General features: G+C 62.3%; 17 protein-coding genes. 6 read left to right on the top strand and 11 right to left on the bottom strand.

The genetic code is table 11. The annotated features are described in order from the left end of the window. Nucleotides 1–24: 24 nt before the first annotated feature. From EA472_RS14570 to EA472_RS14560, 3 genes are all read right to left on the bottom strand, one after another. On the bottom strand, nt 25–987 hold the full coding sequence (locus EA472_RS14570) for an alpha-ketoacid dehydrogenase subunit beta (protein WP_124192332.1): 963 nt from the start codon (nt 985–987) through the stop codon (nt 25–27). Nucleotides 988–1,013: 26 nt separating this feature from the next. Next, nucleotides 1,014–2,024, bottom strand: coding sequence for a thiamine pyrophosphate-dependent dehydrogenase E1 component subunit alpha (locus EA472_RS14565; protein ID WP_124192251.1), 1,011 nt, complete (start codon nt 2,022–2,024; stop codon nt 1,014–1,016). Nucleotides 2,025–2,090: 66 nt separating this feature from the next. Continuing rightward, the gene (locus tag EA472_RS14560) at nt 2,091–3,893 is read right to left on the bottom strand and encodes a 2-oxo acid dehydrogenase subunit E2 (protein ID WP_165874904.1); all 1,803 of its coding nucleotides are present in this window, start codon (nt 3,891–3,893) and stop codon (nt 2,091–2,093) included. Between the two features lie 147 nt (nt 3,894–4,040). Here EA472_RS14560 and EA472_RS14555 point away from each other — a divergent pair, with 147 nt between their 5' ends. Further along, nucleotides 4,041–5,501 carry an FGGY family carbohydrate kinase gene (locus tag EA472_RS14555; RefSeq protein ID WP_124192250.1) on the top strand — a complete coding sequence of 487 codons (1,461 nt, stop codon included), beginning with the start codon at nt 4,041–4,043 and terminating at the stop codon, nt 5,499–5,501. A gap of 121 nt (nt 5,502–5,622) precedes the next feature. Here EA472_RS14555 and EA472_RS14550 read toward each other — a convergent pair whose 3' ends face one another. Further along, the gene (locus tag EA472_RS14550; RefSeq protein ID WP_165874903.1) at nt 5,623–6,288 is read right to left on the bottom strand and encodes an HAD family hydrolase; all 666 of its coding nucleotides are present in this window, start codon (nt 6,286–6,288) and stop codon (nt 5,623–5,625) included. A 151-nt stretch (nt 6,289–6,439) separates the two neighbouring features. Here EA472_RS14550 and EA472_RS14545 point away from each other — a divergent pair, with 151 nt between their 5' ends. The 3 genes from EA472_RS14545 (at nt 6,440) to EA472_RS14535 (ending at nt 10,197) form a co-directional block, all read left to right on the top strand. Continuing rightward, nucleotides 6,440–7,210, top strand: coding sequence for an IclR family transcriptional regulator (locus EA472_RS14545; RefSeq protein WP_124192248.1), 771 nt, complete (start codon nt 6,440–6,442; stop codon nt 7,208–7,210). A gap of 388 nt (nt 7,211–7,598) precedes the next feature. Continuing rightward, a complete protein-coding gene (gene fba / locus EA472_RS14540; protein WP_124192247.1) occupies nt 7,599–8,621 on the top strand; it encodes a class II fructose-bisphosphate aldolase in 1,023 nt (340 codons plus the stop codon). 106 nt (nt 8,622–8,727) lie between these two features. Continuing rightward, nucleotides 8,728–10,197 carry an aldehyde dehydrogenase family protein gene (locus EA472_RS14535; RefSeq protein WP_124192246.1) on the top strand — a complete coding sequence of 490 codons (1,470 nt, stop codon included), beginning with the start codon at nt 8,728–8,730 and terminating at the stop codon, nt 10,195–10,197. A gap of 1,250 nt (nt 10,198–11,447) precedes the next feature. Here the strand turns inward: EA472_RS14535 and EA472_RS14530 are convergent. The 3 genes from EA472_RS14530 to EA472_RS14520 are packed head-to-tail and all read right to left on the bottom strand — an operon-like array spanning nt 11,448 to nt 16,015. After that, on the bottom strand, nt 11,448–13,121 hold the full coding sequence (locus EA472_RS14530; RefSeq protein WP_124192245.1) for a type II/IV secretion system ATPase subunit: 1,674 nt from the start codon (nt 13,119–13,121) through the stop codon (nt 11,448–11,450). 14 nt (nt 13,122–13,135) lie between these two features. Next, nucleotides 13,136–13,894, bottom strand: a complete 759-nt coding sequence (locus EA472_RS14525; protein WP_124192244.1) for an ATPase domain-containing protein — start codon at nt 13,892–13,894, stop codon at nt 13,136–13,138. Nucleotides 13,895–13,903: 9 nt separating this feature from the next. Continuing rightward, complete coding sequence (locus tag EA472_RS14520) at nt 13,904–16,015, bottom strand: FlaD/FlaE family flagellar protein (protein WP_124192243.1); 2,112 nt, start codon at nt 16,013–16,015, stop codon at nt 13,904–13,906. A gap of 379 nt (nt 16,016–16,394) precedes the next feature. Here EA472_RS14520 and EA472_RS14515 point away from each other — a divergent pair, with 379 nt between their 5' ends. After that, a complete protein-coding gene (locus tag EA472_RS14515) occupies nt 16,395–17,042 on the top strand; it encodes a DUF7500 family protein (RefSeq protein WP_124192242.1) in 648 nt (215 codons plus the stop codon). Between the two features lie 175 nt (nt 17,043–17,217). Beyond that, complete coding sequence (locus EA472_RS22550) at nt 17,218–17,373, top strand: hypothetical protein (RefSeq protein WP_165874902.1); 156 nt, start codon at nt 17,218–17,220, stop codon at nt 17,371–17,373. A gap of 157 nt (nt 17,374–17,530) precedes the next feature. Here the strand turns inward: EA472_RS22550 and flaJ are convergent, their stop codons facing one another. From flaJ to EA472_RS14495, 4 genes are all read right to left on the bottom strand, one after another. Continuing rightward, nucleotides 17,531–19,258, bottom strand: a complete 1,728-nt coding sequence (flaJ, locus tag EA472_RS14510) for an archaellar assembly protein FlaJ (RefSeq protein WP_124192241.1) — start codon at nt 19,256–19,258, stop codon at nt 17,531–17,533. Nucleotides 19,259–19,400: 142 nt separating this feature from the next. Continuing rightward, entirely contained in the window at nt 19,401–20,600 is a 1,200-nt protein-coding gene (locus EA472_RS14505; RefSeq protein ID WP_124192240.1) for a FlaD/FlaE family flagellar protein, read from the bottom strand. A 20-nt stretch (nt 20,601–20,620) separates the two neighbouring features. After that, nucleotides 20,621–21,091 carry a flagellin gene (locus EA472_RS14500; RefSeq protein ID WP_124192239.1) on the bottom strand — a complete coding sequence of 157 codons (471 nt, stop codon included), beginning with the start codon at nt 21,089–21,091 and terminating at the stop codon, nt 20,621–20,623. After that, nucleotides 21,091–21,585, bottom strand: a complete 495-nt coding sequence (locus tag EA472_RS14495) for a flagellin (protein ID WP_124192238.1) — start codon at nt 21,583–21,585, stop codon at nt 21,091–21,093. Before EA472_RS14495 ends, EA472_RS14500 begins: the two co-directional genes overlap by 1 nt. Nucleotides 21,586–21,670 lie beyond the last annotated feature (85 nt).

Here is a 21,670-nt window from a genome sequence, read left to right as displayed (position 1 = left end):
CGAACGGGCGACGACGCGGATCGCTCAGGCGAGGTCGAGAATCGCGTCGACGACGTCGTCGGTTCCGGGAATGACTTCGTCCTCGAGCGTCGGGCTAAACGGGATCGGCACGTTGTCCACGCCGAGGCGCTTGACCGGCAGATCGAGATCCCAGAACGCGCCCTCGGAGATCGTCGCCGACAGCTGTGACTGAGTCCCGTAACTCAGCGGCGTGTCGTCGACGACGACGCAGCGGCCGGTCTTTCGTGCGCTCTCGACGATCGTCTCCGTGTCGAGCGGCGAGATCGTTCTCGGGTTGACGACTTCGACGCTGATTCCCTCCGCGGACAATCGATCGGCGGCCTCGAGCGCGTTCCAGAGCTGGTTCTGCGTCGCGACGACGGTGACGTCGTCGCCGGGGCGCTCGATCGCCGCCTCGCCGATCTCGTACACGTAGTCCTCGGTCGGCACCTCGGCTTTTCTGTTGTAGACGCCCCCGTGTTCGAACACGATGACGGGATCGTCGCTTCTCACCGCGGCTTTCAGTAGCCCTTTGGTGTCGGCGGGGGTCGACGTGCAGACGACCTTCAGCCCGGGAATCGCAGCCAGCCAGTGGTGCAGTGCCTGGGAGTGCTGAGCGGCCGCGTTGGCACCCATCACGTTCTTCGTTCGGATCACCATCGGGAGGTCGAGTTCCCCGCCGAACATGTAGCGCATCTTGGCGACCTGGTTGAGCAACTGGTCGCCGGCGACACCCAGGAACCCACAGTACATGACCTCGACGACGGGGCGCATGCCGGTCGCAGCGGCTCCGAGGCCACTTCCGACCATCGAGACTTCGCTGATCGGCGTGTTTCGCACGCGGTCGGTACCGAAGCGGTCGTCCAATCCTTTGAGGATGTTGGAGGTGCCGCCACGGCCGGAGACGTCGATCCCCTGAATGTAAACTCGATCGTCGCGCTCCATCTCCTCGCCGAGCGTCTGGTTGATCACGTCGCGGACGGCCATCTCTTCGACGTCGCCGGCGGCCGTGCTCACGCCTGCTCACCTCCGTCGCTGTAAACCCCTTCGTAGGCTTGCTGGGGATCGGGGTAGTCGCTGTTTCGGGCGAACTCGATCGCGTCCTCGATCTCGGCTTCGATCTCGGCTTCGATCTCCTGGTGTTCCTCCTCGGTGAGAACGCCATCGTCGATGAGCTTCCGTGGGTACGTGAGAAGGGGATCGCGTTGCTTCCACTCCTCGAGTTCCCCGTCGGGCCGGTAGAACTGGCTGTCACCCTCGTGGTGGCCTTCGAAGCGGTAACCGACGCACTCGATGAGCGCCGGACCGTCGCCGTTTCTCGCCTGCTCGACGGCCTCGAGGGTCGCCTCGTAAACGGCCTCGACGTCCATCCCGTCGACTCGCATCCGAGTGACGCCGTATGGCTCGCCGTAGATCGTCAGATCGTCGAGCGCGGACGGCGGGTGTTGCTCCTCGAGTCCGGTCATTTCGCCGTACTGGTTGTTCTCGACGATCCCGAGCAGCGGAAGGTCCCAGATGCCGGCCTGGTTGAACGACTCGTGAAACGCGCCCTCGGAGAGCGCACCGTCGCCAAAGAACGAGACGGCGACCTCGTCGGTGTCGCGCATCTTCGCCGACAGCGCCGCGCCGGTCGCGATCGGAATGCCGCCGGCGACGATTCCGTTCGCACCGAGCATCCCCGCATTGACGTCAGCGATGTGCATCGAGCCACCCTTGCCCTTACAGTAGCCGGTCTCTTTGCCGTACAGTTCGGCGGCCATGCGGTCTGTCTCGAGCCCCCTGGCGATACAGTGGCCGTGGCCGCGGTGGGTGCTCGTCAGGTAGTCACGCTCCTCGAGCGCCTGGCAAACGCCAGTTGCGATAGCTTCCTGGCCGATATACAGGTGAAGGAAGCCGGGAACTTCGGCGTCTGCGAACTTGTTCTGGATGACCGATTCGAACTTGCGGATCCGAACCATCGTCCGGAGCATCTCGATTCGCTCCTGGTCTGCGATCGCTGCGGATCGCTCTCCTTGCGAACTCATATCGAGGTAAACCCAACCCATCCATATAAACTTTGATGAACGAGCAGGGAAGCGACGAACGAACGGTTACGGCGACTCGACGTCGACGTCGAGACGCACGGGCACCTCGTCGCTGACGACGCGCGCGACGTAACACGTCCGTTCGGCCTCGTCGACGAGCGCGTTTACGGTTTCGACGTCGGCTTCCGTTTCGATTCGCAGGCGGACGTCGACCGTCTCGAGTGGTCCCCGATCGGGACTTCCGACGACGTCGGCCGAAACCGAGCGGACGCCGACGTCGTCCCGGGACGCCAGCTGACGAACCGTCAGCGAGAGACAGGAGCCGAGCGCGCCGAGAAAGTGGTCGACCGGTGACGGAGCCGATCCCGAGCCGCCGACGGCTTCGGGTTCGTCGAACTCGACGGTGCCGTACGCCGACGCGACCCGACCGGCGAGTTCGCCGGTGGTTTCGATTCGCAACTCGCGGTCGTCGAGGTCCGGTGCCGGCGACACGTCGGCGTCGAAGTACTCACACAGCGCGTCCGGCGCGGTCAAGACGTCGACGAGACCGTCCAGGAACCGCGCGGCGTCGGCTCCGTTGACCACCCGGTGGTCGAACGACAGGCTCAGCGTCATCGTCCCGTCGTCGCGGATCCGACCCACGCCGAGGATCGCGATCTCCGGCGGATTGATGATCGGATCGAAGTCGTCGATACCGAACATTCCGAGGTTCGAAACCGTGAACGTTCCGCCGGAGAGGTCGTCGATCGACGCCTCGCCATCGAGGGCGCGTCGGGTGAGCGTCCGCCGCGCGGCCGCGACGTCCTCGACGCTCTTTTCGGACACCGCAGGAACGACGGGCGTGAGCAGTCCGCCGTCGGCGTCGACGGCGACGCCGACGTTTACCTCCTCGACGAGTTTGTGTTGGCCGTCCTCGAAGAGAGCGTTGAACTCCGGCTGTGCCTCGAGCTGGGTGCCGACGGCTCGAAGCAGAAGATCGGTCAGCGAGACGTCCAGGTCCCGTCTGTCGGCCGCCGTTTTGACTTCGCGGAGCGTTCCGGTCGGGAACGAGCGGTTCAGCGTCACGTGAACGGCCTCCCGATAGCTTTCGCCCAGGCGGTCGCTGATCGTCTGCTGGACGGTCGAGAGTTCGCGCGTCTCGCGGATCGTTCGCGAGGCGCCGGTCGCGGTCTCGCCGCCGGATTCGACGTGGGCCTCGACGTCGCGTTCGGTGATCGCACCGCCGGGGCCGGTCCCGTCGACCGCGGCGAGGGACACTCCTTCCGCCGTCGCACGCTGTCGGGCGCCGGGCGACGCTCGAACCGGTTCGTCGGACGACGCCGCGCTGGTGGTCGTCTCATCGGTCGCGTCGTCGGCGTTCTCGAGGTGAGCCTCGACGTCGTCTTCGGTAATGGCGCCGCCCGGTCCGGATCCATCGACCGCGGTCAGATCGACGCCTTCCTCGCCAGCGAGTCGCTTCGCTCCGGGGGAGGCGCGGACGTCGGCGGCTCGGTCCGTCGTTTCTGACCGGGTCGCAGAAGCGGTGGCGGCCGCGGACTGACCGCTCGAGGAGCGTCGTTCGCCGTCTCCGTCGTCCGCCGATTCGGTGAGCGACGCGTCGATCTGCGTTTCGTACTGCGCGAGATCCTCCTCGGGTCCGGCGAGAATGCCGATCGGCGTTCCCGGTTCGACTTTCTCGGTCTCCTCGACGATGATCCGCCGGATCACGCCGTCCTCGCGGGCGTTCACTTCGTTTGTCGCCTTTTCGGACTCGACGACGACGATCACGTCGTCGGCTTCGACCGCGTCGCCCTCTTCGTACTCCCAGGAGACGACTTCACCCTGATCCATCTCCATGCCCATCTGTGGCATGCGAACGATATAACCCATACTATGGTCGAGATATTCGAGCGGGTTATAAAAGTGTATGGTTCCTGGCCGAACCGATCGCGATCTCGAGGGATCTCACCCCGCACTCGAGTCCGGAACGTCGGAACGGACGGAACGACTTTATTCTCCCTCTTTCTACGCTCACGCATGAGCGAAACGCGCCTCGTTGGCGTCCATCTCGGCACTTCGAGCGTACGAATCGCGGTTTACGATCCCGACGGAACGCTGCTCTCCGCGGGCGAGGCACCGATCGAAGAGCAGACGACGATCGCCTGGGAGCGTGCACTCCGGAGCGCGACGCCGGATCTTCCACCCTCTGGGACCTGTTCGATCGCCAGCACGTCCGGCACCGTCCTGTTGGTCGACGAGTACGGAGAGCCGGTGTTTCCACCCCAGATGTACTACGAGTCGGCACCGGAACAGGCCGAACAGCTTCGCGAGTCCGGAAACGGGTCCGATCTGACGAACTGGGACGTGGTCTCCTCGTCGACAGGCCCCCTCGCCAAGGTCCTCCGTCTTCGCCGGGATCACCCACGTCGGTTCGAGGACGTCGAGTGGATTCTGAGCCCGACGACGTGGTTGTTGTACCGACTCCGGTACGGCCGCTCGAGGCGCTGGCAAACGGTCGAAACCGACTGGACGAACGCGATGAAGTTCGGCGCCGATATCACGGTGTCGATGCCCGAATGGGACGAAACGCTGTTCGAGGCGTGCGGACTGTCGGCGTCGCTGTTTCCGGCCATCCGTCCCCCCGGATCGTACATCGGACCCGCTGAGAGCGAAGTCGCGACGCGAATCGGGTTCGGCGGTTGTAACCTGTACCAGGGCATGACCGACGGGAGCGCGTCGGTGCTCGCGAACGGGTGTCTCGAGCCGGGCGACTTCAGCGTCACGTTCGGCGCGACGAGCGTGATAAAGTACGTCCTCGACGAGATCACGCCCCACGAGGCGCTCTACTACCACCGACATCCGCTCGACGGGTACATTCTCGGTGCGTCCTTCGACAGCGGATCGGTACTCCGGTGGTACTTCGATCACGTGCTCGACGTCGCCCCGGAACACGGGTTCGAACTCGCGAAATCGACCACGCCGGGCGACGAGTACGAGGTCTTCCTGCAGGGCCACCGCAGCCCCCTGTACAATCCGGCGGTGGGAACGTCGCTACTCGGCGTCGAGTGTGACGCGGCGCTCTCGACCGAGGAAGTGCGAGGACGGATCGTGCGCGGATTGATGACCGGTATCGTGCTCGCGGAGTGGACGTACATCTACCGGATTCAGGAACACTTCGAGACGACCATCGATCGGGTTCAGCTCGTAAACGACGGCGCGCCGAGCCTACGCGACGACTACAGCTGGTGGAACGAGCTCAGGTCGCAGATCTGGAACCGATCGATCAGCGAGATGCAACCCCGCATGACGGCCGGATTGCTCATCCCGGCGGCACTAATCACGTCCGAGTACGCCGACAGCAGCGAAGCCATCGACTGTCTCCTGAGACGGCGATCCGAAATCGAACCCGACCGCGAGCAAAACGAAAGCTACGACGAGCGCCGGGACGAGTACCTCGACCGATGGCACCAGGTCGCCGAGCTGTACGATCGGGAGTAGCGGGAGCCGTCGGACGGTAATCGCCTCGCTCGAGCGGACAACGGAGGCGCCGGACGATCCGTTCGAGCGGATCGAACGGTTCGAAAGCGGTACCGACGACTGAGCCGTCGACGAACACCAGCTACCGCGAGTCGGGTCCGCGTCCGTCCAGTCGCGCGAGAAGCAGCGATCGCAGGTGAGAACAGTCGTCCGCGACGTAGGCGGCCTCGGGAATCGGTTCGACGTCGTGGCCGTGTCGGTACCGGATCACGGTCGCGCCGGCGCGGTCTGCCGCACGCGCCCCGTTCACCGAATCCTCGACGACGAGACAGTCCGTCGGATCGACACCGAGTCGTTCCATGGCGTGTTCGTAGACCGCGGGATGCGGTTTGCCAGGTGCCTCGATGTCCTCCGTACTGACGATCACGTCGGGTTCGGTCATCGGCGATCGGTCGACGACCATGGAAATCCATCGACGGGGAGACGACGAGACGATCCCGATTCCGGACGCTCGTCGATCGATCGCCGAGACGAGCGCCGGCATTCCGTCGACGACGGACACGTGGTCTCGATACATCGTCTCGGCGAACGACTCCAGTTCGGCCTCGAAGCGATCCGGGCCGCCGGGCAGTCCGTACGTCTCGTCGAGAACGATGAGGCTCTCGCGGAAGTTTCGGCCGGTGACGTCCTCGAGCGTGGGTTGGCCGGTCACCGTCTCGGGAAACACTTCCGTCTGCCAGTATCGCTGCCAGTGTGGTTCCGAGTCGACCAGTACCCCGTCCATGTCGAAAAGGACCGTTCGTCCCATCAGTGACCGAGACCACGGCCTTCGTCGATAAGTATCTACCCTGCATCGAACGGTCGAACGGCGAGTGACCGCAACGAAGATCGTTTTGCCGAATGGAACGGGTGTTACGCAAGTCAGAATGTTTATTTGGGTGTAGAGAAGACTGGGAGACATGACCGAAACCGCAAACCACCCCGTAACGACGAGCCAGAAAACGATCCGAATTCTGGAGACGATCTTTCGGAAGAACGGCGGCACGCTAACGGAGCTCGCATCGGAACTCGGGATGAACAAGAGCACGACGCACAATCACCTCAGCACGCTAGTCGACGAGGAACTGGTCGTGCGTGACGGCGCCGAGTACCGACTCGGACTTCGATTGCTCGAACTCGGAGGATACGCCCGGAATCAGCACACGCTGTATCAGCAGGCGCTTCCCGAGATCGAACGACTGGCCGATCAGACTGGGGAGATCGCGAATCTCGTCGTCGAAGAGCACGGCCACGCCGTCTACCTGGCCTGTGAAGCCGGAGCCCAGGCCGTCAACATCGAGGTGTATCCCGGTCTTCGTCGACCGCTTCAGGTGACCGCCGCCGGAAAGGCGATTCTCGCTAGTCTCCCGGCGGAACGGATCGACGAGATCATCGACCGGCACGGTCTGCCGGCAAAAACGTCCAACAGCATCACTACGCGAGACGAACTGACAGAGTGTCTCGCCGAGGTGCGTGATCGCGGAATCGCGTTCGACGACGGCGAACACATCGACGGACTCCGCTGTGTCGGTGCGCCCATCCACGACGACGACGGCGACATCCTCGGGGCCGTAAGCGTCTCAGGGCCCGCAAGCCGCATGACCGACGATCGATTTTACGACGAGTTTCCGTCGATCGTCAACAGTACGCTCAACGTGATCGAGCTAAACATCAATCAAAACGCCCCCTGAGCCGAGATATTCGACGTAAAATACCGACAATCGGACGACGGTCGCGTCGTCCCGGTATCGATCCGCGGGAACTGGACGATCGGTCGCAGATCACGTCCGGAACGAGCGTACAAATTTTTTACAGTTGTACTGGCGTATACCATCCGGTGGCAACTCGGAATACTGCGGCCGCGTTCGACGGATGAGACCTCCGTGGCCGAGGAGCCACCGGGTCAGAATTATTGTTATGAGGAGGAGAACAGCTGCGCGTACGACGATAGTTCCGACGGCGACGCAAGATCGCTTTCGACCGGGTTCCGATCACAGGCCGAAAGCGAGCACGGTGACGGACCGATCGTCGTTTCGAATGGACTATACATGCGGAGGGCAACGATCGAACCGAATCATCATGTCGTTCTATCGTGGGAGTGAACTCGATGCCGTATACGACGAGGCCCTGTCGAACGAGTTCGGACTGATCGCATCGAACGTCGCCGAGCCGAACGTGTTGATCGGACTGCTGGAGGGAGCGTCACGGGCGAAATCGGATCTGCTTCTCCAGCTCTCGGAAGGAGCCTGCCGATTCGCAGGAAACGGTGACGCTAGAGCGGGGCTAACGGCTCTCAGTGGGTACATCGAAGCGGTCGCCGATCGATACGACATCGGCGTGTTTCTCAACATGGACCACCAGACGAACGTGGAGTTTATCGAGTACCAGCTGGATCGTGAAATTCCGTCGTCGATCATGATCGACGCCTCGAGCGAACCGTTCGAAGAGAACGTCAGGATAACTCGAGAAGTGACGTCCATGGCCGAAGCGAAAGACGCTGACGTCCTCATCGAAGCAGAGCTCGGACAGATCAAAGGCGCCGAAGACGGCATCGAGGTCGACGACGCGTTCTACACGGATCCCGAACAGGCCGTCGAGTTCGTCGACCGGACCGGGTGCGACTTGCTCGCGATCTCCGTGGGGACACAACACGGCGTGGCCAAGGGGAAAGATCTGGAGCTCCGGCCGGATCTCGCGGGTGAGATCCGCGAAGCGTTACGGGACCACGGACTGGATATCCCGCTGGTTCTCCACGGCTCGTCCGGCGTCCAGCCTGACCAGCTACGAACGATGTTGTCACACGGAATCTGTAAGGTGAACAAGGACACGCGCTATCAGTACGAATACACGCGAACGGCGCTCGACCACTACGAGACGAACCGGGATGCGATCGTCCCGCCGAACGAACACCTGAACGGTCGAGAGAGCTTCTTCAACGAGACCGAGTGGACGCCGAACAAAGATCACTTCGACCCGCGAGTCAGCGGCCGGCTGATTCGCGAACGAATCGCGGACGTACACGCCGAACTGGCCGAGGTCTCCGGAAGCGCGGGACGAAGTCGGTATCTCGACGACGGGAACGATCGGCTCGAGTCGACGTAACGCGGACTTGCGCCGACGGTGGTCGATCGCGAACGCGCGTTTCGACGTCCTCGAATCGTTTTGCAGATTTGAGTAAATATTTTACCTAGCGCCGAAAAGGGAGAGTATGGGTACGAAGAGCAAACGGACGAAGCGAGGCGTATACGTCGATGGATCCTGGCTCGAAACCGACGAAAACCTGCCCGTTACTGATCTCGCGGCCGGCGGAACGTTCGCACGAGTGACCGGTGCGGGACCGGCCGAAGCGCGTGCTGCGCTCGCCGCCGCTGACGCCGTCAAGCCGGAGCTGCGACGGACGTCGGTCGTCGAACGCGCGACGTGGTGTGAAGCGATCGCGGAGGGAATACGAGAGCAGTCCGCAGAACTCGGCGAGACCATCGTTCGGGAGGCAGGAAAACCGATTTCGTCGGCGCGGAGTGAAGTTCGAAGCGCCGCCGAGCGGTTCGATCGCGCGGCCGAAGAGGCGCGACTGCTCGTCAGCAACGGAGAATTCCGCGAAGGGTCGACGTCGAGCCACGAAGGCTGGACCGCGATCGTCAAGCACGAACCCGTGGGAGCGGTCCTGTGCATTACGCCGTACAACTATCCGCTGGCGACGACCGCGCTACAGGTTGCGCCGGCGCTGGCCTGCGGAAACAGCGTCCTGCTCAAGCCCGCGAGCAAGACGCCGATCTCCGCCGCGATTCTCGCCGACGTGATCGACGGCGTCGATCGAATTCCGGACGGAACGTTCAACTTCGTTCCGGGCGCGTCGAGCAAAATCGGTGACGTACTCGCCGGCGACGACCGAATCGACGCGATCGCGATGACCGGTTCCTCGGGAGCCGGCAACCGCGTGGCGCGAGAAAGCGGGATGGTCAACCTCCACATGGAACTCGGGGGCAACGTTCCCGCCGTCGTCTTCGACGACGCCGACCTCGGAACAGTCGTCGACAGCTGCACGAAGGGCGCGTTGAAGTACGCGGGCCAGCGGTGTTCGGCAATCTCGCGGATACTGGTCCACGAGTCGATTCACGACGACGTAATCGATCGAATGGACGCGGCGATGGCCGACTGGCAGGCCGGTCCCCTGTTCGATTCGGAAACCACGCTGGGTCCGCTGATCAGCGAGGGACAGGCCGACTGGGTCGAAACGCTGATCACCGACGCCCTCGAACGCGGAGCGGATCTCGTGCGGGGTGGCGAGCGCGGCGCGCCGACGGACGTTCCGGACGAGCTACGAACTCACTACGTCGAGCCGACCCTGCTCGCGAACGTTCCTCGGGAGGCTCGCATTATCGACGAAGAGCAGTTCGGACCGGTCGCAGCGGTGACGACGTTCGGCGACGAAAGCGACGCGCTCGAGATCGTCAACGGATCCGACCTGGCGCTCGACGCGGCCGTGTTCACGAGCGACTACGAGCGCGCGATCGAACTGGCCGACAGAATCGACGCCGGAGCCGTTCGCATCAACGGCGCACCGAGTCACGGCTTGGGAGACATACCGTTCGGCGGCAACAAAGACTCCGGAATCGGGCGGGAAGGACTCGACTCGTCGATTCACGCGTTTTTGCGGACGAAAAGCATCGTACTGTGACGGGACGGTCGCCGTCGAATCCCCGGTCCTCTGGCGTCGTGGTACGCGCGTGGATCACCGACCCACGAACGGTGACGTTCGTAAATTGAACGAAGGGGGTGTACGGCGGCACCGCCGACGAACGATGTAGCCCGCGAATATATCATTTTTACAGTTATAATTTGAAAGTTATATGTTTCGGTAGACTCGATCTGAGTATACACTATCTCAACAGGTGCTCGGCTATCGAGCGCTCGCTTCAGCCATTCGCCGGTATAGTGACGTCCGGACAGCTTCCACCAGCGTCGACCGTTGATGGGCTGTCGCGCCAGACGGAACGAAGGTTCCGACTCCACCCGTCGACGTGGTCTCGGAGACAGGAGACGAACTGGCCGGACGAATCGAATCGGAAAGAGACAGCCGCCAACACGACCGACGCTTGCCGCCCGACTCGAGTGGAGTGACTCGTTTCGACGACGACCGTTTCAGATTGTGCCGTGAGAGCGTCAACGGTGAATACTGAACCGTCGCAACGATCTCCCGAACCGGTAGTCAAATCGGACGAAGGCGTCTTTCGAGGTTCCGAACAGGAGTCGTGACGCGCTCGTTCTCTCGACGCCCTGCACAAGCCACGTCTACGGTTTCGCGGGGAATGTGGGAGCGACGTGAGCACTACTCATGATGGACGCTCGCTTCTCGCACACGCGCCGAGACGGCGTCCTGATCGGTATCCGCTGGAGTAGCAATATTCCATCAGTATTCAAATAATTATTGAGAGTTATCTATATCCATATGTTTTTACCGTGCGTCGTGAACGACGCGACGAAGAGGGGGTGAACTCGAGCGAGCCGGCTCTCGCGATTGGCTGCGATCGCCCGATGAGATCGGCGGAACGGAATTGAACCGGCTCGAGGCGACAACCGTTCGCGTCCGCTCGACGCGCCGAGTGAGCGGAGCGTGCGAAATCATACGCGGGACCGAGCGACTCTGTCACGGTTTCCAGACGGCCGTTTCTCAGAGAATATTCACCTATTTTAGCTATTGGACCTATTGGTGATAGCTACCTATTGTGTGATCTGCTGTAAGTCAGTGCCGGTACAGCTACAATACGTCCGAGTCCCACGGGAAATCGGTACGGCAGTCAGTATCAGCTCTCCGCTCGAACCGGCGAACTCGAGCGACGGACCGATCGAAAACCGACGGGGCGAGCGACGGACCGATCGAAAACGAGCGCATCGAGCCGGAACGGATGACGAATCGGACGACCGCGATCAGTCCGGCCGGGTCGCGTGGAACGGCAGGCCCTCGACGCCGTCTCGCTGGAACGCGTCGATCGTCGCGTTCACCTCGTGGTACTCGAGGATGTTCTCCTGGATCATCCGTTCGATGATGTCCGCCCGAAAGCGCAGGTCGTCGTAGATGTCGCGGGTGTCGGCGTAACCGAGCAGCGTCGCGATCTGTTCTTCGAGCACGTAGGAGTTGTTCATCCCCTGGAAGATGATCTCGTCTTCGACCGGGTCCCAGTAGAACACCTGTCGGGTGACGACGCCGTCCATCTGCTCGGAGTAGCCCTCGATCTCCTGGACGCTCGTGACCCGTCGCAACACGTTGTCGCCCTGCTTGACGCGGTTCTGGAAGAGCGCCACGTCGGCGTTGTCCATGAACGTCTCGGGGACGTTGATGGGGTCGCCGGTGAATCGCTGGATCATCGAGACGATGTCGCTCGCGTGGAAGGTCAGCATCACCGGGTGACCGGTCTGTGCCGCCTGGAACGCCATGCGACCCTCCTCACCACGAACCTCACCCACGACGATGTACTCGGGACGCGAACGGAGCGCGGCTTCGACCAGGTTGAACATGTCGACGTCCGCGCTGTCTTCGCTGCGACTCTCCCGCGTCAGCAGCTGCTGCCACGTGTCGTGTGGCGGGAGCACCTCGGCCGTGTCCTCCGCGGTGTAGATCTTCGAGTCGCGCGGGATGAACGACATGATGCTGTTGAGCGTCGTCGTCTTGCCGGATGCGGTTTCGCCGACGACGAACACGGTTCGTTCGTTCTCGAGACACAGCCACAGGTACGCCGCCAGTTCTGGCGAGAGGGTCCCCCAGTTAGTGATCTGGGTGACCGAAAGCGGCACCTCGTCGCCCTGACGAATGGTGAGGCTGGGTCCTTTCACGCTCACGTCGTCGCTGTAGATGACGTTGAGACGGGAGCCGTCCGGCAGCGTCGAGTCGACGATCGGCTCCGCGTCGGTCATCGGGTTGCCGATGCGTTCGCCCATGTTACTGAGCCAGCTGTCGAACTCGGCCTGCGTTCCGAAGTCGACGGTCGTCTCGACCATCCCGTAGACGCCGTGGTCGACGTAACACTCGTTCGGGCCGATGACGTGAATGTCCTCGTTGGCCGGATCGCGCATGACCGGTTCGAGCGGGCCGAGACCGACGATGTCTCGGTTCAATCGATACCGGATGTTCTCGTACGTCTCCTGGGGAATCTCCTGGATTCCGGGGTGGAATCTGATCTTCAGCCGCTCGAGTAGGTTCTCGGGCTCTTCACCTTTAATGTGGGTCGACTCGGTCAGTAGCTCCTCGATGCGGTCGTCGTACTCGGCTTCTTTTTCGGGTGCCTTTTTCGTCGCGCTCCGACGCAACAGCGAATCTTTGACCGCCGAGAAGACGCCCTGTTCTTCCTCCGACAGCGTCGGCTCGACCGCGAAGTACTGCATTTTGGTGCCGACGTCGCCGTAGATGTGGCTGTAGATCGGGCCGCCGACGGGATAGATGACGTTCGGGTGGTCCGCCTCGTACTCCGCCGACGGCTCGTCGATCAACAGCGGGAACTCGCCGGTTATCTGTCTGAATTTCTTCAGGTGATCGCGAAGATGCGGCCGTCGAGCGGCCAGCTCTTGGAGCTCGTCCGACGGCTTCGGCGTCCCCATTTCGGTCATGAGTACACCACAGGTCAGGCGACGCTTCGGTTTTCGATGACGATTCCAACTCCCGACCGGACCGAGTACCCGATCCGGTCGCCGACCTGTTCGCCCATTCCCGCGAACCGCTTGATGAACAACTGTCGTCGGATGTCGTTTCCGACCTCGATCATCTCGAGTTCGATAAAGACGTCAGCGATCGACCGAAACGGACCGATCGCCTCCTCGCCGACGGTCGAAGGGTCGACCGTGAGGATGACGACTTTTCCCTGGGAGATGACGTTTCGCAGAAAGGAGATGATCTCGAGTGCGGCCTGGCGCTCTTCGTTATCCCGCACCAGGGCCTCGAACTTCGGGTCGTTACGGAGGATCGCGTCGAACGTATCGATGATGATGACGTCCGCCGACCAGATCGTCTCCTCGTCCATCAGGTCCGTCAGCAGGTCCTGGCGTCGTTGCTCCTCGTCGGACGACGACAGGACGCCGCCGCTGTCGAGGTCGCCGTGGAGAAACAGCAGATTCTCGAACAGGAGGTGTTCCTCGACGTTGTAGTTGAGCGAGTCCATCTGGTCGACGAACCCCTTCACCTCGAGTTCGGTCGACAGAAACGTGACGGACTTGCCCGTCTCGCACAGCCCGTACGTAAAGCGCTGGGAGATCGCGCTCTTTCCCGCGCCGTAATCGCCTTCCATCAATACGATGCTCCCCGTCGGAATGCCGCCGCCGAGTTCCTTGTTCAGGCGATCGCGCTCGTCCAGTCCGAGCGAGAAGATGTTTTTGAAATTGCTCATACTGAAAGACTACTGTACTCGGTCGGTTCCCTCGTCGGGTGCCAGTAGCGACCTGATGAGATCGACCTGCCACCGTTCGAGATCCGACTCGTCGTCCGGGACGACCAACGGCTTGATGTACGTCTCCCGCCACTCCTCGACGTCGGTGATCTCGTCCGAACGCTCGGGCGAGAGCACCGACTGAACGAGTTCGACGCGGCCGTCCCGTCCGTGGCCGTCACGGGTGTTTCGAAGTTCGACGCCGGACTCCGAGAGGACGACGTCGGAGTCGACCCAGATCATTCGACCGCCGTCGACGTTCGCGTCCGATTCAGCGAGCGCCGGCTGTCCGAGCGGTTCGCGCTCGTCGCCGGACTCACCCTCGTCCTCCGCCTCGTCGATGAGGATCTTCTGTGCGCTGCGTTCGTCTCCCTGGTCACTCGCGCTCAGCGATTCCGATTCGCCGCTCCGGTCGGCGTCGTCGGTGATCGACTCCACTCCGAACGAATTCGAACCCGCGTTGGATCCTGATTCGCCGACGCCGTCGACATCCGACTCTGCGTACGTCAGGCGCTCGCCCGGCGATTCGCCGATCGGCTCCCCGTCGAACGGAACGTCCTCGTCCTCGAGCCACTCCTCGAACGAGGGGTGGTGCTTCGACGGATCGGCGATTCGACTGATCCACCACAGGCTCCGTTTGTGATCGACGCCGAGCGCGGACCGGGGCTCGGGATCGTCGAGGTCAGGTCCGCCGTCGAACCCGTTCAGGATCGTCTGCAGATACCCCTCGACGGAGTGGCTCACCCAGTGGATCGATCCGTAAAACCGAATCGTCTGAGACGCGCCGTCGAGACCTACTTCTTCGACGAGGTAATCGAGCCAGTCCATCACGACGAACTCCGTGTCGTACTCGGACGGCACCGACTCGAGATACGGTCTGCCGCCGTCGTCCCACGGAATCACGTCCGCCTCGACTGCGTCCTCCGCCGACGCTTCCGGTTCGACCGGCGTCGACGCCGTCTCGTCTTCGAACGGGTCGTCTTCGGAAAACTCGTCGTCGACGTCGGACCCATCGTGGCCGTCCTCGAACGGATCGTCGTCGGCGAACTCGTCGTCTCCGGCAAGATCGCCTTCGGAAAACTCGTCGTCGGCGTTGGCCCCATCGTGGCCGTCCTCGAACGGGTCGTCGTCGAGCGACTCCTCGGTCTCGGCCTCGGCGTCCTCGTCGTCCCAGTCGGCCTCCCCGGAGTCGTACTGCGATTTCAGTTCGTCGAACGAGAGATCCCCGTCGCCACCTCCGTCGCCGTCGAGGTCCATCTCGTCGCCGTCACTCTCGTCGAACTCGCCGCCGAACTCGTCGTCTTCGCCCTCGTCGAACTCGTCACCGAACTCGTCGTCTTCACCTTCGTCGAGGTCGAACCCGTCGTCATCGTCTATCAGGCTCTCGTCGAGGAACTCCTCGGCTTCGGCGTTCGCGATGTCGTCTTCCACCGCGTCGTCCTCTTGGTCGGCCTCTCCGCTGTCGAAGAGGCTCGCACCGCCGAAGTCACCCGTTCCGGGTGCCCCGCCGCCGTTACCGAACGTATCGTTGAGCGCGTCGTCCTCGACGAACGGGTTGACACCCTGCGTAACCATCTCGTACACCTCGAGGAGCTTTCGGATATTGTCCTCGATCTCCTCGAGGGAGTCGCTTATGTTTTCGTTCTCGCTTTGAACCGTGTTCACCGTCGAGGCGAGCGAGCCGATCTCGTTTTCCATGTCCTCGACGCGGGCCTCGACCTCGCTCGAGACGCCGCCGTTTGCGTCCTCCATCTCGTCGAGCGACATCTCGCCGCCGTCGCTCATCTGGGCACCGTCGCCCAGGAAGTCGTCGGATCCGCCGTCGTCGAACAGATCGTCGCCGTCATCGAGGTCGTCCCCACCACCAAGGTCGTCCCCACCGCCCAGACCGTCGGCGCTCCCGCCGAAGTCGTCGGTGCCGCCGTCCATCCCCTCGTCGGAACTCGCACCGGGCATCAGCTCCTCGGCGCTCATGCTGCCCGCAAGTTCACCATCCATCAGCGGATCGTCACCGTTTCCGGAGGTCGTTCCACCGTCCTCGTCCTCGTTGCCGAGTATGTTGCCGATTATGGATAATAACATGGTGAACCCATCACGTTAACGGCCGTTCGATCGTCACCGTGGCCGACCCCGACGTTTCGAAACGGGGGTGTGCTTCCGGGGCGTCGGCCACGAGTAGTCATCTGTGACTACTATGAGAATCAACGTATTAAGCGATTGCGGCCACATCGGACCAGCGTCCGACGGAGGTCTGACGGCCAGCGAGCGCCGACGGCAGTTTCCGTGACGGGCGCGTTCTCGGTTCCGGTCACGAACCGAGGAAAATTCGACTCGCCTCTCGTGCAAGGATCGCACGACAAAATGTATCCGATCGTCGCCGAAACGGTATCGTGCTGGTCGACGTCGTTTCAAACAAAGGATTCTTTTCGGTCGGGGTAGAAGGCTTGAGAAGGGACAGGGTATGACGGACAGTAACAAAGAAACGAACCCGAAACAAGATGCCGACGTTCCGCCCGTGCTGCCGAGCGAGCAACCCAAGGGTGGTGCGGGCGGCGGTGCGCTCTCGCCCGAGGATCTGGACTTCACCGAGAGCCCGTACGTTGCCGAGGTTTCCGACGGCCGGTACGTCGTCTCCGCCGACCACAGCCCGCCGAACGTCCAACACAGTCGGGACAGACCGGCACCCCAGTCCGGTCGCGAACCGGAACAACCGACCGACCGACGCGGCGAATCGGCTGCATCGAACGACGAGCGGAACGAAGGCGACCACCAGCCGATCCGAAGTCCCGAGGTAGCGCGGTCGGTGCTCGCGGACGAACTCGAGCGAACCGACGCGCGGTTCGCCATCGATATCGTCTCCCGGTTCGACGAGTCGACTGTCCGTCACCGAACGACGTCGGACGATCCCGTCGGCACGTTCAACAACCTGGTTCTCTGGTACGCACAGCACGTCGCGACCGAGACGCCGACCCAGCGGACGGCGACGTTGTTGCTGGCGAAATCCGAGTTCTCCCCGCCGCTCTCTCCGTCCCAGGTTCGACGGGCCGCGAGAAGACACGGACTCACCAGGTCCAGTACGATCGGCGAGCTGCTCGAGGCCATCGAGTGACGACACGCCCCGGTTCTCGTCCGCACGTACCGACCACCGACGCTGTCCTCTCCGGTCGATACCGGAACCGCTGATTCGATTCGTCCGGTCCGTTGTAACGATGTGTCAGTACAACCGCAGGCCGGTCGCAGTTGCACCGGTAACCACGTACAACAGTTCGTGTCAGTAGCCGTTTATGAAGATCACCGCCGCCATATACAGCGACAGCATCACCGCAAAACCGAACAGCAACAGACCGCTGTGTATCGATTCGACACCGCGGGTCGACGACGTGAAACGGGGAGTAGGGGGTATCATGACCGGGTACTCGTCACTTTCGACGGCCGAGTAAAGACGTTTGTGGCCCCGACGAAGACACGACCGATGGCGAACAGACGGACGTGAACTCCGGAACGAGAAGAAACCGACGTGCGGAGTACCGTACCGATGTACCGGCGGGATCGCAGACGATTCGCGGCCTCGCCGGCGGTGACGGACGCCAGACCGGATCAGAGGTCGACCGAGATGATCAGGTCGACCAGCCGTTCCGTAATCGTCCCCGTAAGCGCCCCGACCCAGAGCAACGCGGTAAAGTGGAAATAGGAGTTACCGAAGTGGCCGCCGTCGGCCACGCGGAGCACGAGCGACGAGATGAAGGCGTTGAAGATCAACACCAGAACGATCAGGAATCGGAGCACGGGAACGTTGTACTGTTCGGTGTGGATGAGCGAGCCCCCGAGGATCTCTCCCTCGAGGTCGATGTCGAAACTCGAGAGCATCAACGCGAGCTCGAGGCCGATGAAAAACGCGAACGAGGAGGCGGCGGTGATCCCGTAGATGACGCCGATCAGCGTCGTCGTCTGCTGGCGACGCTCCTCGCGCAGGTTGATGATCTCGCTCATGTTCTTGCTGATGAGCTCTCCCAGCCGCTTCGGACCGCCTCCCATGTCGCGACCGACCAGGTACATCTCGCTGAACTTCTGGATCAGAAACGAGTGGGCGTCTCCCGTGAAAAATCGCCACGACTTCTCGGTGCTCACTCGCATGTTGAGCCGTCGGTAGAGGTCGTCGACGTTCTCGGTGAGCGGGCCGAAGTCCTTCGTTCGAAGCGTCGCGAGCACCTCGGAAGTGGTGCTCTGTTTGGCGCTCTCACTGGTGCCCAGCGCGCGGATGAAGTTCGGAAACTCCCGGTCGCGATCGAACACTCGCCGTTCCTCGTACCAGAACGTGAGGCCGGGGATCAACAGCGGAAGCGTCGCGATCGGCATGTAGAGCAACAGCGGCACCGCGCTGAACTCGATCGACTCGGTGCCGGGGATCAACTCGAAGAACGCGAGGGTCATCCCGATGACGACGAATACGCTGAGGATTATTCCGGCGACCGTCGAGCCCAACATCCGTTTTTTCGTCGTGGTCCGGTAGCCGTCCTCGAGGTACCAGATCGGATCGTCCGGAACGATCGCCCGGATCACGAAGAAAAAGCCGATCTGGACGAACACGAACAGCACGATCACGAGCGTGGTCGTGATCGTCGGATCGTTGCCCGTAAGCAACGGCAACACGATCGCAAAGACGAGCGCGAACGTCATCGAGATGATGAGCGAGAGATAGAGGTCCTTCAGAACGTCCAGGTTGCCGAGGGACTGTCGATAGACGGTGGAGTACTTGTCGATCAGCACGTCTTGTTCCTGAAAGAGGAACTCGTCGAGTTGCTGGCCGGCGTCGAGCGTGTACGCCAGCCGCTCGAGGAGGTCCTCGACCGACTCGCTCGGAACCTCCTTCGCCCGTCGCTGGCAGGCGTCGCCGAGGCTCAAGTGCCACACGTCGACCAGATCGACGACGCGTTGCATCTCGTCGGCGAGTTCGCCGTACTCCTCTTCCTGGGCGAGTTTTCGAAGGACCTGCATCCGGTCGATGTTCGTCGTCGAGAGGATCGTCATGTGGATGACGAAGAGGTGAAACCGGTTTTCCATCTCGATGCGACGCTGGTCGACCGCGAGTCGCGGATACCCGACCGCCGAAAAGAAGATCAACAGCCCGAGAACGGGGATCAGCAGTCGGACGAGCAAAAACGCGTCGAGAACGACCGCCGCCGCGATCGTCGCGAGAAAGATCAGAAACGCCGGGACCAGAATCGCGAGAATGTAGATCCGCGTGGGGATCTCCATCTCGTCGTACGACTGGATGACCGACTTTCCGAAGTCGTTGGCGGCGACGGTCTTATCGACGATGCTCATGATGGATCGGATCGGTACTCGTTACGCGGGTCGCGTTCGCTTCGACCGACGAAACCGGATCGTGGCGAATACGTCGGTATCCTCGCCATACAAAGTTTCTGGCCTGCTCCCGGCAGTTCGATTCGTCACTTCCACGCCGTCATCACTCCCACGACGAATCGACGGAGACGCTCTGTGGCGGTTCCTCGTCGAACGGTGTCGACGTCTTCTCCGGCGTCGCGATGTGTGCGATGTATCGCAAGCTCCGCTTGTGTTCGGCCGAACTCAACACCGAACGAGGATCCGGATCGTCTGGGGGATCGCCCTCACCGTCTCCGAATCCGTACAGCAACGACTGGAGATACGTTTCGACGCCGGCGGAGATCCAGCCGATGGACTCGTAGTACGCGATGGTCCGTGCGGTCCCCTCGATACCGGCCGTCTCGACGAGGAACGCGATCCACTCGAGCGTCGCGATTTCGGCAGTCGGACGAGACGGGTGGCGGACGAGATATGGCGGCTCACCGATCTCGCCGTTGACGGCGTCTTCGATGTCAGTGACTGGAGAGTCGACGTCGTCGGCGTCCGCGTCGTTCTGGGTCGACGTCGCGCCGGCAGCCGCAGAGAGGTCGTCGGCGTGGGATCCGTCGGTCTCGTTCTCGTCGGCGGACTCGGAGGTCTCTTCGGCGTCTGAATCGTCGGTCGGTGCCAGAAACTCGTCGATCTTCTCGTCTGCGGTGGCGTCGTCCAGCACCCCGTCTTCGCTCTCCGGCTCCAGTTCGTCGTCACCGTCGTCCTCCAGATCCAGCGGCGCGCCTTCGGTATCCTCCTCGAGCGAAAACTCGTCGTCCGCCGTCGACTCGTCGAACTCGTCCGCCATCGGATCGTCGAACTCGTCGGCGTCATCGTCGATCGGATCGTCGAGGAAATCTTCCGCGCTCGCTTCGGCGATTTCGTCGTCGATATCGTCGCCGATATCGTCGGTCGCGCCGAATCCACCTTCCGTCGCGTTCTCGAACGCGTTGCCGATCTCCTGATCTCCGACGAACGGATTGATGCCGTGGGTGACGATCTCGTAGAGGTCGACCAGCTTGTCGACGTTTTGCTCGACCGTCGAGATCGAATCGCTGATCTTCTCGTTCTCGCCGCGGACGGTTTCGACCTTGTTCTGCAGCGAATCGACTTCCTTTTCGATCTCGTTGAGCCGGTAGGTCAGCTCCTCGTCCGAGTCGCCGCCCTCGTCGTCGGCGAACCCCATGTCGTCGCCCATCAACCCGTCGTCGCCACCGAGCAGGTCGTCCTCGACGTCGGCATCCGGGTCGTCGTTCGATTCGTCACCGTCGTCGCCGAGTAATCCACTCATGTGTATGCTGTCCTGGTTGGTCAGTCGATGTAGACGTCGATGCTGTCTTCGTTGCCGTTCACGATGATCGCGATCTCTGTGTCGCCGTTCGGAGCCTTCTCCTCGAGATCGACCGTCACCTCGACGACGCCGCCCGGTCGCCACGCGTCGCTGTCGGCGTCGACGCGTTCTGTCGTCAGCTGACCGCTCGGTACGTAGGTCCCGTCGACGAGAACGTCGAACGTCGACGGATCGGTCGATAAACTGCGAGAGCCGGTGTTTTTGACGAGAACCGTCACCTCGTTTTCGCTCTCGTCGTACACCGCCTCGGTCGTCGCCTCGTCGCTGATGACCGCGACGTCCGTCTTGATCTCGTCGGCGACGTTCGAGCCGCGCGTTTCGATCGCATTGCTCAGCTGGCCGGTTTCGACGACGAGCGTTCCCGTGATCGCGGCGGCGATCGTCAAGCTAGCGACGAAGAGGATCAGGTGCGTCGCCGAGACGCCCGACATCAGTCGTCCCCCGCCGCTTCGATGCGGCTGGCGTCGCTGATCGCCGTCTCGGTTACGATCGTGACCCGGTCGACCTCGGTCACGTTCGACGCGCCGCGGACGTGCTCGTCGACCGTCTCGTTGGTGAACGAGACCTCGAGGTCGGTCGACGGCGGCCAGATCGACGTCGCGTTGCGCCGGTCGTCGCCGGCGATCACGACGGTCTCGGTCGCGGTGAGCGGAACGTAGTCGCCGTCGACGAGCAGGTCGGTGCTCGAGAGATCGAGCGTTCGCGTTCCCTCGTTGGTCGCGGAGACCGTGACGTTCTCGGTGGTGTTCTCCGCGCCGTGGACGGAGATCGCCGTGTTCTTCTGATCGCGGATCTGTTCGGACTGCGTCGAGAAGGCCTCGCCGGTTTCGCTACTGATCGTAAACAGCGTGGGGACGATGACGCTGGCTGCGATGAGGAGACCGATGAATATCACGGCCATCGCGCCACTCGTACTAAACCCCATTGTGCCGTACCGAAGCAACCATCGGTCAAAAGCCCTCTGGCCAGGGTGCGCGAAGCGTTGGCACGAATCCGGAGGACGTCGAGCC

Origin of the sequence: Natrarchaeobius oligotrophus (assembly GCF_003841465.1) — an archaeon.
Lineage (GTDB): Archaea > Halobacteriota > Halobacteria > Halobacteriales > Natrialbaceae > Natrarchaeobius > Natrarchaeobius oligotrophus.
The sequence above is the reverse complement of the archived record's forward strand: the minus strand, read 5'-3'. Positions and strand labels throughout refer to the sequence as shown.

Coding starts and splice junctions, on each gene's coding strand:
- EA472_RS14570 (WP_124192332.1), bottom strand. CDS start 987: ATGGCCGTCCGCGACGTGATCAACCAGACGCTCGGCGAGGAGATGGAG.
- EA472_RS14565 (WP_124192251.1), bottom strand. CDS start 2,024: ATGAGTTCGCAAGGAGAGCGATCCGCAGCGATCGCAGACCAGGAGCGA.
- EA472_RS14560 (WP_165874904.1), bottom strand. CDS start 3,893: ATGGGTTATATCGTTCGCATGCCACAGATGGGCATGGAGATGGATCAG.
- EA472_RS14555 (WP_124192250.1), top strand. CDS start 4,041: ATGAGCGAAACGCGCCTCGTTGGCGTCCATCTCGGCACTTCGAGCGTA.
- EA472_RS14550 (WP_165874903.1), bottom strand. CDS start 6,288: ATGGGACGAACGGTCCTTTTCGACATGGACGGGGTACTGGTCGACTCG.
- EA472_RS14545 (WP_124192248.1), top strand. CDS start 6,440: ATGACCGAAACCGCAAACCACCCCGTAACGACGAGCCAGAAAACGATC.
- fba (WP_124192247.1), top strand. CDS start 7,599: ATGTCGTTCTATCGTGGGAGTGAACTCGATGCCGTATACGACGAGGCC.
- EA472_RS14535 (WP_124192246.1), top strand. CDS start 8,728: ATGGGTACGAAGAGCAAACGGACGAAGCGAGGCGTATACGTCGATGGA.
- EA472_RS14530 (WP_124192245.1), bottom strand. CDS start 13,121: ATGACCGAAATGGGGACGCCGAAGCCGTCGGACGAGCTCCAAGAGCTG.
- EA472_RS14525 (WP_124192244.1), bottom strand. CDS start 13,894: ATGAGCAATTTCAAAAACATCTTCTCGCTCGGACTGGACGAGCGCGAT.
- EA472_RS14520 (WP_124192243.1), bottom strand. CDS start 16,015: ATGTTATTATCCATAATCGGCAACATACTCGGCAACGAGGACGAGGAC.
- EA472_RS14515 (WP_124192242.1), top strand. CDS start 16,395: ATGACGGACAGTAACAAAGAAACGAACCCGAAACAAGATGCCGACGTT.
- EA472_RS22550 (WP_165874902.1), top strand. CDS start 17,218: ATGAAGATCACCGCCGCCATATACAGCGACAGCATCACCGCAAAACCG.
- flaJ (WP_124192241.1), bottom strand. CDS start 19,258: ATGAGCATCGTCGATAAGACCGTCGCCGCCAACGACTTCGGAAAGTCG.
- EA472_RS14505 (WP_124192240.1), bottom strand. CDS start 20,600: ATGAGTGGATTACTCGGCGACGACGGTGACGAATCGAACGACGACCCG.
- EA472_RS14500 (WP_124192239.1), bottom strand. CDS start 21,091: ATGTCGGGCGTCTCGGCGACGCACCTGATCCTCTTCGTCGCTAGCTTG.
- EA472_RS14495 (WP_124192238.1), bottom strand. CDS start 21,585: ATGGGGTTTAGTACGAGTGGCGCGATGGCCGTGATATTCATCGGTCTC.